This is a genomic window from Tsukamurella sp. 8F (genome assembly GCF_029167375.1).
Classification (GTDB): domain Bacteria; phylum Actinomycetota; class Actinomycetes; order Mycobacteriales; family Mycobacteriaceae; genus Tsukamurella.
Genome location: NZ_JARFTP010000018.1, coordinates 77,457 through 93,201 on the forward strand (window position 1 = coordinate 77,457; position 15,745 = coordinate 93,201).

Here is a 15,745-nt window from a genome sequence, read left to right on the forward strand (position 1 = left end):
TGCGAAAGCCGGGCGTGGCCTACTCCGGTCCGCGGTGCCACGGATTCATCCGTCGTGCGTCACGCGCGCAGCCGCGGTGGTCAGGGCCGGTCCCTCGGGCAGCGTCCGCAGTACATCCCACGCCACCGGCCGCGGCGAGTGGAAGAGTCCGAGGACCCGCGCGGTGTCCTCGGACTCGATCCCGTGGCGTACACCGGAATCCGAGACGTAGTAGAGGGCATCACGGCGCTCGCCATGCGGCTCGGCGGCCAGCACGTACTCTCCGGTGCCAGGCGGCAGGGCAACGGCGTCGACGGCGTCGCCCGAGCCGTCCGCCGTCGCCGGCATCACTGCCGCGATGTCGCCCGGCAGGGCCGCGAGAGTCCGCAGCTCGCGCGCCCCACCACCCAGACCGTCCGCCGAAAGGACCGCACACACCACGGGAGCCTTTGCAGCCTGGTCGATCTCGGGTCGCGTCGCCGGCATGTCACCGACCGGAAGATCGCTCACCGCCGGGGCCGCCGCGACGTCGCGCGCAGGAACTGTTCGGATCTCGTCGCCCGCGGAATCAGCGCCCCGCAGTAGGTCCGCCGCGACCGCGCCCACCTCCTGCACGCCGTTCAGAAGCGCGACGTAGAGCCTGTCGCGGTCGCTGTCGGACACGCGAACGACGGCGCCCACCGGCACCCCCGGCAGTGCACTCACCGCGCGTCCCCGCCCGGGCACGGTCGGCGCGGCGATCGGCGCGGCCTCCTCCAGCGCCTCGAATACACCGGCCCCGACCGTGCGAGCAAGACGAGGGTCGAGACCAGTCACCCTGCGTACCAGAGGATCTGCCAGGTCCACCGGCGCTCGGCGGCCGCCATAGAGCAGGTACGTACGGTCGCCGCGACGTGCCAATACGGCGCCGCCGACGGACCTCCCAGGGTCAGCCGCGTACACGGTCGTGATCACCTCGTCGCGGGACCCGGGACGATCGACCGGTGCGACCGTGGTCGTGTCGCACACCGCCCATGGTTCGGCCGCCCCGGACCACGGCCTCCGTGGTCCGAGGATCTGTTGCGGCGCACCGAATATTCCCACCAGCGGGCCGCGCCGGAACGAAGCGAGCCGCGCATCCTTGACAGCCACGGGCTGCTGCGCCTCCCCGGCAAAGAGGCGTGCCGACGCGAGCCCTGTGACCGGATGCAACACATCATCGACCCGTACGTACAGCGCTCCGGAATCGCGTGCGAGCACGATCTTCGCATCGCCGACGGCACCCTGCGGCCGGATCAACGCGAGGACGCCACAACCGCCCGCCAGCACCAGCGCGATCACCAGCCCAGCGATCAGCGAACGTGCCTGCGCCGACATCGGATCAGAAATCATCCGCGCGTCCCGACGGAGCAGTGCGTGATCCATCCTGCGCAACAGGAAGCGATAGCCGCTCACCTGCGCGCGCGTAGTCAACTGGAGTCGCATATGCGATGTCCTTCCCCCGACGGCTCCCCCGGTGGAGCCGCGACCGCGAACGCGAGAACGCCTCGGCCACAGACGATCCTACGGTATCTTCGATCCCGAAGACACTGATATACGGGGGAATCGAACTGTGCCACATGATGAATCGATACTGCATACCGTCTCGCCGTGGTCGGCCGCTCGCCGACCGTCGCAACGGTCGCTGCTCGCCGGATACGCAGCCGGTGCCGCGGCCGCAGGCGGTACCTCAGCGGGAGGTGCGCCGCCCTGGGCCGCAGCGACATTGGGGATCGCCGCCGCGGGCATCGGGACCGCGGTAACGACCTTCGCGCCGCCGGTCCCGTCGCGGGAGGTGCGCGCGGCAGGCAATCACCCGAGTTCCGTCGATCTCCCCGGCGGCGGGCGTGCCGGCATCGCCGTGCTCGCGACCGGTGCCGGCGGACAGGTGCTTGTCACGGCACTCCGACTCGCGCCGGGCGCGTGCGTCTCGGCCCTGCCGCGTCCCGGCGAGCCGTTCGACGGCCGTGACTTGCCCCTCGCCGCGCTCGCGAGCCTGCTCGGCGGTGGCGATACCCCGGTAGCAGCGATACATGCGGTTGCGCGCGGCGCGCGTCTGCCCGGAGAACGGAGCGGCCCGCTGTGGCGCCGATACCGCGCGCTACTCGGCCCGCTTCCATATTGGGCCGAACAGGACGTCGTCGTCCTGCTGGAGTCGAACCCGGCGCAGTGCCCGGAAGCGACAGCGCGCCGGGGCGGCGACGCGTCACGAGTCGCCGCCCTGGCGACCCAGCGCGCGGCGGACATGCTGGCAGCCAACGGCTTCCACGCGCGTGCGGTGCAGTCCTCGGAACTCGCCGAGTACGCACGCCCGTTGCCGGTAGCGGTGCGGACCGTCGCGCTCACCGACACCGTCGGCGTGCCGGACCTGCTCGCGACGCCCACCGGCGGAGCGACGCTCACCGTCTCCCTCCGATCGCCGGAGAGTCTCGCAGTGACACCCGCCGGGCACATCGCCGTCGCCGCCGCGGTGAGCTACCCGTCGCCGGCACGGCGAAAGGAACGGGGTACCGCGGTGGGGGGACGATCCGATGCACGCCTCACGGCGCGACCGCGCTGGCGGACCGGACCCGCGCACGCGCTCGCCGACCTCGGTGTCCCAGCAGCCGGGTGTGGTCAGGTGATCGGGGCGGACCACACCGGCCGACCCGTCACGGCCAGGTTGCATGGGCCGGGGGTCGCCTCGGTCTGTGTCGCCGCGGATCGGAACTGCACCCGCACTCTCATCGAGCGCGCAGTCGCGACGGGGGCATCGGTACTGGTCGTGACGGCGAACCCGGACAAGTGGGCGCCCCTGGTGTATTGGGCCGACGCACCCGACAGGCTGTGGATCGCCGGCCTCCGCTATCCGCCCGCACCGGGGCTGTCCGGTCTACGTCCCGCCGACTACAGCGTCACCGTCCTCGACGGGGTCGACGGGGTCGAGCCGACCGGCGGCACGGTGTGGCGATCGGGGCCCCCGGGCACGCGGCCGACGGGCGACGTGACGATCCGCCAAGAACCGGCCGGGGACCTCGTGGTGACGGCCCGCGGCGACGAGCTCAGGGCCCGCCAGATCGCCGCACCCCACGCCTGAGATCGGGAATACGTAACGAGGCGGGGGGGGGGGGGGGGGGGCCCCCGCCCCCCCCCCCCCCCCCCCCCCCCCCCCCCGCCCCCCCCCGCCCGCCCCCCCCGCGGCTCGGGTGTGTTCGGGCGTGACCAGGTAGGGGTGTGCCCCGGCGGTGCGGTCACGGGACAGGCCGAGCATCTTCGGGCCGAGCGCCGCGAGGACCAGGGCAGGCATCCGCTGCTCCCCGGGCACCATCGCCGGTGCCTGGTCCATCGCGTCCAGGAACTCGCGCATCGACGTCACCGGCTTGCCGTAGCTGTGCCCGCGCATACGCTCGACCAGCGGTACGTGCGATACACCGAGGCCCAGCACGAAGCGGCCGGGGCACCGTGCCTCGAGTGTGCGCGCAGCGGCGGCGGTGGAGACGGCGTCGCGGGCGTAGATCGAAGCGATACCCGTGCCGATGACGATCCGCCTCGACGCGGCCAGCCACTCGTGCGCTGCGGTCATCGCTTCGCGGCCGTACGCCTCGCCGAACCACAGACTGCCCCAGCCCTGCTCGTCGAGTTCGGCGACGAGGTCGCGGGCCTCGTCGATGGGCGTCCCGTCCAGTGCAGCGGTCCAGATCCCCAGCCGCCCGAGTGCGGGCGCGGGCGTTGCGGTGGTCATGACTCCATTGGTACCGCATGCGGCACGGGTATTCGGACCGCGCGGCGTGGACGCCGTTATCCTGGGCAGATGAGCACGTCCACCGAGGACCAGACCGCCGCCCAGCAGGACGTCGCCGACGTTGTGACCCGCCTGGCCGAAGCGGCCCGCGTCGCGTCCCGCGACCTCGCCCGCCTCACCACCGAGCAGAAGAACGCGGCGTTGCATGCGGCCGCCGATACCCTGCTCGCGGAGTCCCCGCAGCTACTCGAGGCCAACGCCGAGGACGTAGCCCGCGCCCGCGCCGCCGGAACCGACGAGTCCCTCGTCGATCGGTTGTCCCTCAGCCAGGCGCGCATCGACGGGATCGCCTCGGGGCTGCGCCAGGTCGCCGGACTGCCCGACCCGATCGGCAACGTGCTGCGTGGCTCCACCCTGCCCAACGGACTCGAGCTACGGCAGGTCGCGGTCCCGCTGGGCGTGGTCGGGATCGTGTACGAGGCGCGACCGAACGTCACCGTCGACGCTTTCGGCCTGACGCTGAAGTCCGGCAACGCGGTGCTGCTGCGTGGCTCGAGCTCGGCGGCGTCCTCGAACGCTGCCCTCGTCGGCGTGCTGCGCGCGGCGCTCGCCGAGAGCGGTATCCCCCAGGACGCGGTCGCGCTGCTGCCTTCGGACACCCGGGCGTCCGTGACGGCGCTGATCCGCGCACGGGGACTGGTCGACGTCGTGATCCCGCGCGGCGGTAAGGGATTGATCGACGCGGTCGTCGCGGAGGCGACCGTCCCCACCATCGAGACCGGCGTGGGCAACTGCCACATCTACGTGCACTCGGCGGCCGACCCCGAAATGGCGCGCGACCTCGTACTCAACGCGAAGACGCGCCGGCCGTCGGTGTGCAATACCGTCGAAACCGTTCTCGTGGACCGCGCCTGCGCCCCGATGGTGCTCGACTCTCTGCTTGTTGCGTTCCAGGCGGAGGGCATCGTCGTGCACGGCGACGAGGCCGGCATGGTCCCCGCCACGGAGGACGACTGGGCCGACGAGTACCTCAGCCTCGATGTGGCGGTGAAGCTCGTCGACGGGCTCGACGACGCGATCGCACACATCGACCGCTACGGCACGGGGCACACCGAGGCCATCGTGACCGGCGATCTCGCCGCTGCGCGCGAGTTCACGCACCGCGTCGACGCCGCGGCAGTGATGGTCAACGCTTCCACGGCCTTCACCGACGGCGAGCAGTTCGGCTTCGGCGCCGAGATCGGCATCTCGACGCAGAAGCTGCATGCCCGAGGGCCCATGGGCCTGCCCGAGCTGACGTCGACCAAGTGGGTCGTCACGGGTGACGGACACACGCGGCCGCGCTAGCGGTAGGTTGCTCCCATGGGAGCCATTTCCGAGAAGATCGAGTTCGACATCGACGCGCCCGCCGAACTCGCATACGAGACTCTGCTCGACATCGACGCACTGCCGCAGTGGTCGTCGTCGCACAAGAGCGCTGAGGTGCTCGAGCGGGACGCCGACGGCAACCCCAGCCTCGTCGAGGTCGAGGCCGGCCTGGTCGGCATCACCGACAAGCTGAGGTTCAAGTACGAGTTCACCGAGAACAAGTGCAAGTGGGACACGGTCGGCGAGGGCACGGCCGTGCGCGCGCAGGGTGGGTACTACCTGCTCGAGCCCAAGGGCGACAAGGTCCACGTTCTCGTCGACATGTACATCGATCCCAAGGTGAAGCTGCCCGGCTTCGTGGTGAAGAAGGGTGTCAAGATGGCGGCGGATATCGCCTCCAAGGGCTTCTCCAAGGAGGTCATGCGGCGCAAGGGGGCATCCTGAGCGCCGCGGGAGGGCCCGGCATCGCCGGGACTGCGCCCTCGGGATTGTTCGCGAACGTCGACGACGTAGCCGACGCGTTGCGCGACACGGGATACATCCCGTCGAAGGCCACCGCCACGGCGGTCTTCCTCGCCGACCGCCTGGGCAAGCCGCTGCTCGTCGAGGGGCCGGCCGGCGTCGGCAAGACCGAGTTGGCCCGGGCGTGCGCGCAGGCTCGCGAGGCGAGGCTCGTGAGGCTGCAGTGCTACGAGGGGATCGACGAGGCGCGCGCTCTCTACGAGTGGAATCACGCGAAGCAGATCCTGCGGATCCAGTCGGGGTCGTCGGGGGCGTGGGACGAGACCAAGTCCGACGTGTTCTCCGAGGAGTTCCTGCTGCCACGGCCGCTGCTACAGGCCGTGCGGGAGAACGGTCCGACCGTGCTCCTCATCGACGAGGCCGACAAGGCGGACCTCGAGTTCGAGGGGTTGCTGCTGGAGGTGCTGTCCGACTACGCCGTGACGGTTCCCGAGCTCGGCACGATAGTCGCGGAGCGTAAGCCGCTCGTGTTCCTGACGTCGAACGCGACGCGCGAGCTGTCCGAGGCACTCAAGCGACGCTGCCTGTACCTGCACATCGACTTCCCGGATACGGCGCTGGAACTGGAGATCATCCGCAGCCGTGTACCGGACCTGCCGCGCACCCAGGGTGAGCAACTGCTGCGCGTGATCGAGCGGCTGCGCGGCATGGATCTCAAGAAGAAGCCGTCGGTGTCGGAGTCGATCGACTGGGCGCGAACTCTGCTCGCGTTAGGTGCCGCCAAGAATCCCAACGCAACTCTCGACCGTGCCGCGCTGGCGTCGACGCTCGGCGTAGTGCTCAAGCACCGCTCCGATATCGACACCGCAGTGGCGGCGCTGGGGCTATGAGCTCCGCCCCGGACGCGACGGTGCGGTCGGCGCCCGGTCCGCCCCGGCTCGACGAGCACGTGCACGACTTCGTGCGCGCACTCCGCGGCAGGGGGCTGTCCATCGGCCCCTCGGAGGCGATCACCGCCGTCGAGGTATTGGGCGTGTTGGACCTGTCGGACCGGGCTCAGTTGCGCGAGGGTCTCGCCGCGGTGCTTCTGCGGGAATCGTTGCACCGCAAGGTCTTCGACGTGGTCTTCGACCTGTGGTTCCCTGCGCGCCCGGGGCTGGGGCTGCCGGCGCAGGCACCGTCGGGACCGGACGCGCCGGAGAGCGGTGAGGCATCCGCCGGCGACGTGCGAGCGCCGGGCACGACCGACCCCGACGAGGTGCGTCGGCGGCTGCGCGAGGAAGCGATCGCGGCGCTCGTCGCAGGCGGCGATCACGACGGCGTCGTGGGCCAGATCGTGGAGCAGCTCGGCTCGTACTCGTCGGCTACGGGCACCGCCTACTCCGCTTACCAGGCACTCAAGACGCTCAACCCGCAGACGCTCATCGCCGCCATCGCGGACGGCCTCCTGTCGGCGGCGGGCGAGGAGGGTGCCGCACCCGGTTCGTTCGAGTACGAGTCGGCACGGGCCGTCGCACGCGAGCGGGTCGGGCGGCTGAGCGAACGCGTCCGGGAGCTGACCCAGGTGGCGATGGCGGCGCGCAAGGGTGCCGAGAACGTCGTCGAGTACGCCGCCCCGGCGCTACCGGAGAACGTCGGATTCTTCTCGGCCACCCGCACAGAGCTCAAGCGCATGGAGCAGACGGTGCAGCCGCTGGCCAGGATCCTCGCGACGCGGCTCATGGTGCGTCGCCGCCGCGCCCGGCGCGGGCCGATCGACCTGCGGCGCACCCTGCGGCGGTCCATGTCGACGGGCGGCGTGCCCATCGATCTCGTGCACCGCCGGCCGCGGCCGACCAAGCCGGAACTGGTTCTGCTGTGCGATCTCTCGGGCTCCGTCGCCGGCTTCTCGAACTTCACCCTGCTGCTCACGCACGCGCTGAGCGCGGAGTTCTCGAAGATCCGTGTGTTCGGCTTCGTAGACGGCGTGGACGAGATCACCGACTACATCGACCCGTCGAAGGCGCTGACCATCGACTCGGTGGTCGGGATGTTCGACCGGGTGATCCGGGAGACCGAGGTCGCGCGGTTCGGGGGCTCGGACTACGGGGGAATGCTGCGCACATTCGTCGAGAATTTTCCGGACGCGGTCACTCACCGCGGCACCCTGATGATCCTCGGCGACGCGCGCACCAACTACAGCGACCCCGCCCTCGAGGCGCTCACAGAGCTCGCCGATCGGGCGCGGCACACCTTCTGGCTCAACCCGGAGCGGCGCGTCAACTGGGGTACGGGCGACTCGGTCGCGGATCTGTACGGCGAGATCGTCGAGATGTACGAGTGCCGGACGGCGGGACAGCTGGCCGACGTCATCGGCAGGCTGCTGCCGATCTGAGCGGTGGCGCCCCATACGATTGACCGTTATGGCCTCGAAGCAGCCGCGCCGCGTGGGCGTGATGGGTGGGACGTTCGATCCCATCCACAACGGCCACCTGGTCGCCGCCAGTGAGGTCGCGGACCGGTTCGATCTCGATGAGGTGATCTTCGTTCCCACCGGCCGGCCGTGGCAGAAGGCCGAGGTCACCGCCGCCGAGGACCGCTACCTGATGACCGTGATCGCTACCGCGTCCAATCCGCGGTTCAGCGTGAGCCGCGTGGATATCGAGCGCGGGGGCGATACGTTCACCGTCGACACGTTGCGGGACCTGCATACCGAGCGACCCGACACCGAGCTGTTCTTCATCACGGGCGCGGACGCCCTCGGGTCCATCCTGAGCTGGCAGGACTGGGAGGAGCTGTTCTCGCTCGCGACGTTCGTCGGGGTGTCCCGGCCGGGTTACCACCTGGCCGCCGATCATCTCGGCGACGTGCCGCCCGATAGATTGTTCCTGGTGGAGGTGCCCGCCCTGGCGATCTCGTCGACCGACTGCCGCGCCCGGGCCGACGCCGGTCGGCCCGTCTGGTACCTGGTACCCGACGGTGTCGTGCAGTACATCGCCAAGCGGGGGCTCTACTCGCGGCCCGCGGAGGGCACGTCCGTGGTCGACCCGACCGCGCAGAACCGAGGAGGAAAGTGACCGCATCCGAGCAGGCCCGCGAGATGGCTGTCGTCGCCGCCGCGGCCGCGGCCGACAAGCTGGCCGAGAACGTCGTCGTGCTGGACGTGTCCGAGCAGTTGGTGCTGACCGAGTGCTTCGTGATCGCGTCGGCGTCCAACGAGCGCCAGGTGAACGCGGTCGTCGAGGCGGTCGAGGATGCGCTGCGTGAGGCCGGGCACAAGCCGACCCGCCGCGAGGGCACCCGCGAGGGACGCTGGACGCTACTCGACTACGTCGACATCGTGATCCACGTCTTCCACGAGGACGAGCGGCAGTACTACGCGCTCGAGAAGCTCTGGAAGGACTGCCCCGTGATCGAGGTAGGGGCATAGGTCGGTGGGTCTGCGGGTGGAGGACGACAAGGACTCGTCGGTCGAGCGGATGACGCCTGTGGTCCGGCGTCTGCTGCTGCTCCGGCACGGCCAGACCCCGTACAACGCCGAGGCGCGTATGCAGGGGCAGCTGGACATCGCGCTGACCGATCTGGGGCGGCGGCAGGCAGCGGCGGCCGCGGAGGCGCTGGCGGACCGCGAGCCGCTGCGGATCGTGAGTTCCGACCTGGTCCGGGCGAGAGACACCGCCGACGCGCTGGGAGCCGTGACCGGGGTGCCGGTGACGACCGACGTCCGTCTGCGCGAGACGCATCTGGGGGAGTGGCAGGGCCGTTCGCACATCGAGGTCGACGGATATATGCCCGGTGCACGCGCACAGTGGCGGGACGCCCCGACGTGGGCCCCGCCGGGCGGCGAGTCGCGCGTGGAGGTCGCGGCGCGTGCCATGCCGCTGGTCGATGAGTTGATCGCGGACGTACCCGACTGGGGTGCCAGCGAGCGGCCCGTCGTGCTGGTGGCGCATGGCGGTCTGATCGCGGCGGCCACCGCGGGCCTGCTCGGTCTGCCCGTGGAGGTGTGGCCGGTGCTGGGGGGCCTCGGTAACTGCAGTTGGGTCCAGATCAGCGGGCATGGCGACGCGCCGCGCTGGCGACTCGACGTGTGGAACGCGTCGGCCGAAGTCGCACACGACGTATTGTGACCGCGCTGCTGGTGCTCAGCGACTCCCTCGGCTACTACGGGCCGGAGGGGGCGTTGCCCGCCGACGACCCGCGGATCTGGCCGAACCTGGCCGCATCCGAGCTGGGTATGGATCCCGAGCTGATCGGCCGCGTCGGGTGGACCACCCGCGACGGCTGGTGGGCCGTATCGCAGGACCCGCGCGTGTGGGCCGCGGTGCCACGCGTCGACGCGGTGGTGCTGGCGCTCGGCGGCATGGACTCGCTGCCGTCGCCGCTGCCGACCGCCATGCGTGAGCAGATCCGGTACATCCGGCCCGCGTCGCTGCGTGCTCTCGCCCGCGACGGCTACGGGCGCATGCAGCGTGTGCTGGCGCCCGTGGGGTGGCCCATGGCCCTGCCGCCCAAGGTCACCGTCGAGTACCTGGAGCGCACGCGCGCCGCGCTCGCCGCGCTACGCCCATCGGCACCGATCGTCACGCTCGGTCCGGCCACGCAGCGGGCCTACGCGTACGGTTACGCGCACCCGGGGTGGGCGGCGACGGACCGCGCGATGCGGGAATGGGCGGATCGGAGCGACGTCGGCTACGTTCCGGTGCGGGACCTGTGTGATTGGTCGTTCGACTTGGGAGGCAACAACATCGACGGTATCCACTGGGCCTTCGACATGCACGCCGCGGTGGCGGAGCGCGTGGCGGCGGCGCTGCGCGCGAACGGCTCTCAGGCGAACGGCTCTCAGGCGAACGGCGGGGGCACGCGATGACGGTGGCGGTGGTGACCGACGCGTCTGCGGCCATCGGTGCCGACCGGATGCGCAGTGAGGGCCTGTTCGTCCTGCCGCTGCACATCCTGACGAAGCATGGCGAGATCATCGACGACGGTTCGCCGATCCCGGCCGAGGCGTTCGTCGCAGAGGGCATCACCACCTCCGGGCCCTCGCCGGCCGAAGTCCGGCAGGTGCTCGAGTCTGCAGCGGCTGCGGGCGGCGAAGACGGCGTCGTCGCCGTGACCATGTCCACACACCTGAGCTCGACGTACTCGACGACCTCGGTGCAGGCCGCCGAGCTGGGTGCGCCGATCACTGTCATCGACTCGCGACGTATCGATATGGCGATGGGCTTCGGGGTGCTGGAGGCGGCGCGTGCCGCGCGCGCGGGCGCCGACCGGGACGCCGTGGCCGCCGCGGCCCGTGCCGTCGTCACCGAGGCCGAGGGATTCTTCTGCGCGGCGACCCTCGAGCACCTGCGAGCCGGCGGCCGCGTCAGCGCCGTCGCCGCGCTGCTGGGCGGAGCGCTCTCGATCGTGCCGGTACTGCGGCTGGGCGACGACGGCCGGATCGAGACCGTCCGCAAGACGCGCACCGTCCGGCGGGCGCGGGACCAGGTGGCGACCTTAGCGGCCGCACACGCCGGCGAGGCGCCGACCCGGATGGCTGTGCACCACGTCGGCGTCCCCGATGCGGCCGATGCCCTCGCCGACCTGCTGCGCGAGCGCGTGCCCGATCTTCAGGACCTGGTGGTCGGGCCGTTCGGCGGGACCATCTCGGCGCACCTCGGGCCCGGCGCCGTGGGCGTATCGGTTGCTCCGTGTCGTTGAGATGAACAGGTGGGCAAGGTGATTCGGTGGTGTGTCGGCCGCAACGCGTCATCGCCCACCATGTGACCGCCCCGGTCCCGGTGCCTTTCGACGGTTGCTGCTCACTCTTGTCTCCGCTTACGTTCTCCAGCTGATCGCGACGCGACCGACCGAGACGTGCCGCTGGTCCCTCCACACATACGCAGTTGTCCACAACCGGCGGGTAGGACGGTGTTCTCAGGCGGGCCGCTGCTCGGCTTGGACATAACGTCCGGGCATGGACAGCGAGAGTCGACGGGCCCCCGAGCCGGGTGACGGCGTAAGCGGCGTATCGGGCGCGGCGTGGCCGGTCGGTGAGTGGGCAGACGAGGTCTTAGATGGTGCCGCGGGGGAATCGGAGGCGGGTGCTTCCGATGCGCGTGCGGACGAATCAGGCGGCTTCACAGGAGAATCGGACGGTCGCGCCGGGGTGGCGGTCGGGCGTGCCGGCGAGCCGGAGGAGTTCGTCGCCGCGGAGCCGGAGTGGCTGCGCGACTTCGGACCTCGGAGCGCGCGGCAGACGGACCAGCGTCGCGACGACGGCTGGGACGAAGGCTGGGGCGAGCCCTCGGATACGGGATGGCGCGGCGTCCTGGCGCGGCGCGTGCGATCGACGCCGCGGACTGCGCTCGGCCTCGCCGCAGTCGGGATCGTCGCGGTCCTGGTAGCGCTCTACGCGGTGGCGACCTCTCCGGCGGCGCCGGACCAGTATCCGGTCGTGGACTTCGGTGCGTCGGCGGCGGCGACCAGTAGTGCGTCCGTACCCGAAGGCTCGGGACGCGCCTCGACGCCGACGGTCTCGTCGTCCGCCGCACCGGCGGCGCACCTGACGGTGGCGGTCGTCGGTCTCGTGCGGCGTCCCGGGCCCCAGCGCCTCGCCCCTGGCGCGCGCGTAGCCGATGCGCTGTCCGCGGCAGGTGGCGCGGTCCATGGCGCGGACACCGCCGGGATCGACCTCGACAGGTCGTTGCGAGATGGGGACGAGGTCGTGATCGGGGCCCGCGACCGGGAGCGCGGCCTGGCGTTACGCAGTGCGGTCCTGCCGGCGGCGGTATCCGCCGCGCCCGTGGCAGGGGCGTCCGGGGCCGTCGGTGCGTCGGCATCGTCGGCGCCGGGGCCGCTGGTCGACATCAACAGCGCATCGGCTGCGGAGCTCGATGTGCTGCCCGGTGTGGGAGCGGCGACCGCGGCGGCGATCGTCGCCTACCGCGAGCAGCACGGCGCCTTCGCGAGCGTCGATGACCTGGTCAAGGTGAACGGTATCGGCGAGGCCAAGCTGGCGCGCATCAGGCCGCAGGCGACGGTGTAGTTCCGTGGCCGCGCGGATAGACCTGAGGCTGCTGCCCACGGTCGCAGTCGTGTGGCCCACGACGATCGTATGTCTGCGGCAAGGGTTCCCCTGGATCGCGCTCGCCGCCTCGCTCGCGATGCTCGCCGCCGTGTTCGCCGCTGCGCTCGTCCGCACGCCGCGGGCGGCTGCGCGCGGCGGCCGACGAGTCGCGTGGGCCGTGCTCGGCGCGATGGCCCTGGGAGCGGGTGCCGCTACCGGGACGGGGTTGCGTGCGGACCTGCGTGATGCCGCCCCGATCGCCGCCCGCGACGGCGACACCGTACTCGCGCACGTGCACGTCGACGAGTGGGCACGCCAGCTGGGCAGTCGCGCCGGGCACCTGGACACCTCACGGGCGCTGGTGCCGGCCACAGCGCTCGCCGTCGGGGACCCGCCCGACGACGCAGTGTTCCAGGCCGGATCGGCTGGCGGAGCCGTGCCGGCCAGGGACCGCGTGCTGCTCATAGGCCGCGCCGCGGATCTCGGTCCCGCGGTCCCGGGCGAACGGTGGGAGGTCGAGGCGCGTGTACTGCGCAGCGACCGCGCGGGTCTCGCGTCCGCGGTGCTCCTGGTATCGCGGCCGCCGCGGGAAGTCGGCCCGGCGCCGCCCTGGTACGGCCTTGCGGCCGCGGTGCGGCGGTCCTTCACCGCGGTCTCGGGCGCGTCGCTCCCGGGCCTGCACTCGGGCCTGCTGCCCGCGCTGGTGCTCGGCGACGAGACCGGCACCGCGCCCACCGTCCGCGGCGACTTCACGGCGGCGGGGATGACTCATCTGACGGCGGTCTCGGGCGCGAACTTCGCCATAGTCACGTTGTGCGTCGCGGCGTCGTGCTCTCTCGTGGGCATGCCGCGCCGGGTGCGGGTGGCGGTCACGGGGGCGGCGGTGATCGGGTTCGCGGGTCTGGTCGGGCCGACGGGTTCGGTGGTGCGCGCCGCCGTCATGGGTCTGTTCGGGGTCGCGGCGGTCGCGCTGCGCCGCGGGCGCCAGCCGGTGTCGGCGTTGGCGGCCGCGGTCGTGCTCCTGTTGCTGGCGCGGCCGCAGCTGGCGGTGGACATAGGGTTCGCGCTGTCGGTGGCCGCGACGGCGGGTCTCCTGCTGTGGGCGCCGGCAGTGACCGAGCGGCTGCACCATCGGGGTGTCCCGCGGCCGCTGGCGGGCCTCGTCGCACTCACGGTCGTGGCGCAGATCGTGACAGTGCCACTGGTGGTCGCGGTGTCCGGGACGCTGCCGCTAGGCGCGTTCCCCGCGAATCTGTTGGCCGGACCGGCGGTTCCGGTCCTGACGGTCCTCGGCACCGTCGGCGCGTTGTTGGCGGTTCCCGCGCCCGCACTCGCGCAACTGCCGGTCCGAGCGACTCGCCCCGAAGTGGGCTGGTTGCTCACCGTGGCGCGGTGGTTCGCAGACTGGCCGCAGGTCCCTGTGCCGGGCGGATCTGCGGCGGGCATCGCCACGGCTCTCGGGGGGTTGGGTGTCGGTGCCGTCTGGCAGCATGTCAGGCGTGGCAGACGCGCGGGTGCACGTGGTGGTGGGAACCGAGGACCTCCTGGTGGAGCGGGCGATCGCAACCATCGTGGATCAGGCCCGCGCGGCGGCCGGGACGGGGGCGGCGATCGCGGGTAGCGCCGGAGACGCGGTGCCGGTCACCAGGCTGCGCGCGGGCGACGTATCGGAGCCGGAGCTGATGGAGCTGCTCAGCCCGTCCCTGTTCGCCGAGGAACGGGTCGTCGTGCTGGAGTCCGCAGACGAGGCGGGTAAGGCGCCGGTCGAGCTCATCGTGGAGACAGCGAAGGCGCCGCCGGAGGGCGTCACGCTGATCGTCGAGCACAGTGGCGGTGGACGGGCGAAGGCGATGGTCGGCGCCCTGAAGAAGACCGGCGCGAGCGTCGTCGAGGTGCCGACCGTGAGCAACCCGCGCGAGCGCGCCGAGTTCGCCAAGGCGGAGTTCCGGGCGCAGGGTGTCCGCGTTTCGGGCGAGGTCGTGGACCTGCTGGTCGACTCCGTCGGCAAGGACCTGCGCGAGCTCGCCGCGGCGATCGCCCAGTTGGTGTCGGATACCGGCGGACGAGTCGATCTGGCCGCCGTGAACCGCTATTACGCGGGGCGTGCTGAAGTCACGGGCTTCGAGATCGCGGACAAGGCGGTCGCGGGGGAGACCGCGGCAGCCCTGGAGGCGTTGCGCTGGGCCCAGCATCGCGGGACTCCACACGTCCTCATCGCGGACGCGCTCGCGGACGCGGTGCACTCGGTGGCGCGCATCCGCGGGCTCGGCCGCGCGCCGGATCAGTACCGCGACGCCGGAGAGCTGGGTATGGCCCCGTGGAAGGTCAAGAAGGTTACGCAGACGGCACGGCATTGGGACTCGGCGCGGTTGGCGGAGGCACTGAAGGCCGTGGCCGCGGCGAACGCCAACGTGAAGGGGCAGGCTGCGGACCCGGACTACGCGCTGGAGCAGGCGGTTCGGGCCGTGGCGCAACTCGCTCGCTGAGCGGTGGTCCCACCCCGTATCCGCCGTCCCCAGTAGCTCGGCGGCTCCCGCCTCGAATCTCGGTGGGGAGGCGGCGGACTACTAGGGAGGCCGTCTCGATACACGCCGCCGATATCCGAGCATGCGAAAACCGCGCCGCTCGAGCCGGTCTCGGGACCGCGTGGAGTCCCATCGGCGAGCGACGCGGTCTGCGCGTCGTTCATGCGGCCGGTCGCCCCGGTATGGGCGCCGCCTGGTGAGATCAGAGCTTGTTCAGCGCCAGAGCCATCGCCGACTTCTTGTTCGCGGCCTGGTTGCTGTGGATGATGCCCTTGCCAGCGGCCTTGTCGAGCTGGCGGCTGGTGCTGGTGAGGAGCTCGGCGGCCTTGTCCTTGTCCCCGGCCGCGACGGCCTCACGGAAGTGGCGGATCGCGGTGCGCAGCGACGACTTCGCCGACTGGTTGCGCAGGCGGTTGCGCTCGTTGGTCTTGATCCGCTTCATCTGGGACTTGATGTTGGCCACGCGTTTAGTCTCTCTTGCTCTCTCGGTGAGTCGGGGTGCGGCGCCCGTCTCGGGCTCCTCGCTCGCGGCACCCGGTGGCATCGCGGCGTCGCGGAACCTGGTGGCACCGCCGACGTGCCAGGTTACCAGCGCGGCCGGGAACACCCAAATCCGTACGCTCCGGTCCGGTCCGGGGCCGG

15 protein-coding genes and 1 pseudogene are annotated in these 15,745 nt (G+C 71.5%); 13 read left to right on the plus strand and 3 right to left on the minus strand.

The window, feature by feature from the left end:
* Nucleotides 1-45: 45 nt before the first annotated feature.
* On the minus strand, nt 46-1,443 hold the full coding sequence (gene eccB, locus P0W64_RS14800) for a type VII secretion protein EccB (RefSeq protein ID WP_275480911.1): 1,398 nt from the start codon (nt 1,441-1,443) through the stop codon (nt 46-48).
* Nucleotides 1,444-1,570: 127 nt separating this feature from the next.
* Here eccB and P0W64_RS14805 point away from each other — a divergent pair, with 127 nt between their 5' ends.
* Complete coding sequence (locus P0W64_RS14805) at nt 1,571-3,073, plus strand: type VII secretion protein EccE (RefSeq protein ID WP_275480912.1); 1,503 nt, start codon at nt 1,571-1,573, stop codon at nt 3,071-3,073.
* A 114-nt stretch (nt 3,074-3,187) separates the two neighbouring features.
* Here the strand turns inward: P0W64_RS14805 and P0W64_RS14810 are convergent.
* A pseudogene (locus P0W64_RS14810) lies at nt 3,188-3,718 on the minus strand (LLM class flavin-dependent oxidoreductase); the annotation flags it as partial.
* A gap of 69 nt (nt 3,719-3,787) precedes the next feature.
* On the opposite strand from P0W64_RS14810, the gene P0W64_RS14815 reads away from it, so the two are divergent.
* The 12 genes from P0W64_RS14815 (at nt 3,788) to holA (ending at nt 15,064) form a co-directional block, all read left to right on the plus strand.
* On the plus strand, nt 3,788-5,065 hold the full coding sequence (locus P0W64_RS14815) for a glutamate-5-semialdehyde dehydrogenase (RefSeq protein ID WP_275480913.1): 1,278 nt from the start codon (nt 3,788-3,790) through the stop codon (nt 5,063-5,065).
* 15 nt (nt 5,066-5,080) lie between these two features.
* Complete coding sequence (locus P0W64_RS14820) at nt 5,081-5,530, plus strand: SRPBCC family protein (protein ID WP_275480914.1); 450 nt, start codon at nt 5,081-5,083, stop codon at nt 5,528-5,530.
* A 20-nt stretch (nt 5,531-5,550) separates the two neighbouring features.
* Nucleotides 5,551-6,438, plus strand: coding sequence for a MoxR family ATPase (locus P0W64_RS14825; protein ID WP_275480923.1), 888 nt, complete (start codon nt 5,551-5,553; stop codon nt 6,436-6,438).
* Entirely contained in the window at nt 6,435-7,922 is a 1,488-nt protein-coding gene (locus tag P0W64_RS14830; protein ID WP_275480915.1) for a VWA domain-containing protein, read from the plus strand. The genes P0W64_RS14825 and P0W64_RS14830 overlap by 4 nt, the downstream gene beginning before the upstream one ends.
* Before the next feature lie 28 nt (nt 7,923-7,950).
* On the plus strand, nt 7,951-8,604 hold the full coding sequence (gene nadD, locus P0W64_RS14835) for a nicotinate-nucleotide adenylyltransferase (RefSeq protein ID WP_275480916.1): 654 nt from the start codon (nt 7,951-7,953) through the stop codon (nt 8,602-8,604).
* Entirely contained in the window at nt 8,601-8,957 is a 357-nt protein-coding gene (gene rsfS / locus P0W64_RS14840) for a ribosome silencing factor (RefSeq protein WP_275480917.1), read from the plus strand. The genes nadD and rsfS overlap by 4 nt, the downstream gene beginning before the upstream one ends.
* A gap of 49 nt (nt 8,958-9,006) precedes the next feature.
* Nucleotides 9,007-9,657 (plus strand): histidine phosphatase family protein, encoded by a 651-nt coding sequence (locus tag P0W64_RS14845; RefSeq protein WP_275480924.1) that lies wholly within the window; start codon nt 9,007-9,009, stop codon nt 9,655-9,657.
* Nucleotides 9,654-10,397 (plus strand): diglucosylglycerate octanoyltransferase, encoded by a 744-nt coding sequence (gene octT, locus P0W64_RS14850; protein ID WP_275480918.1) that lies wholly within the window; start codon nt 9,654-9,656, stop codon nt 10,395-10,397. Before P0W64_RS14845 ends, octT begins: the two co-directional genes overlap by 4 nt.
* Entirely contained in the window at nt 10,394-11,230 is an 837-nt protein-coding gene (locus P0W64_RS14855) for a DegV family protein (protein ID WP_275480919.1), read from the plus strand. Before octT ends, P0W64_RS14855 begins: the two co-directional genes overlap by 4 nt.
* 256 nt (nt 11,231-11,486) lie before the next feature.
* A complete protein-coding gene (locus P0W64_RS14860) occupies nt 11,487-12,557 on the plus strand; it encodes a helix-hairpin-helix domain-containing protein (protein ID WP_275480920.1) in 1,071 nt (356 codons plus the stop codon).
* A gap of 4 nt (nt 12,558-12,561) precedes the next feature.
* Nucleotides 12,562-14,199, plus strand: a complete 1,638-nt coding sequence (locus P0W64_RS14865) for a ComEC/Rec2 family competence protein (protein WP_275480921.1) — start codon at nt 12,562-12,564, stop codon at nt 14,197-14,199.
* Complete coding sequence (gene holA, locus P0W64_RS14870; RefSeq protein WP_275480925.1) at nt 14,093-15,064, plus strand: DNA polymerase III subunit delta; 972 nt, start codon at nt 14,093-14,095, stop codon at nt 15,062-15,064. The genes P0W64_RS14865 and holA overlap by 107 nt, the downstream gene beginning before the upstream one ends.
* A 241-nt stretch (nt 15,065-15,305) precedes the next feature.
* Here holA and rpsT read toward each other — a convergent pair whose 3' ends face one another.
* Nucleotides 15,306-15,566 (minus strand): 30S ribosomal protein S20, encoded by a 261-nt coding sequence (gene rpsT, locus P0W64_RS14875; RefSeq protein WP_275480926.1) that lies wholly within the window; start codon nt 15,564-15,566, stop codon nt 15,306-15,308.
* Between the last annotated feature and the right edge of the window lie 179 nt (nt 15,567-15,745).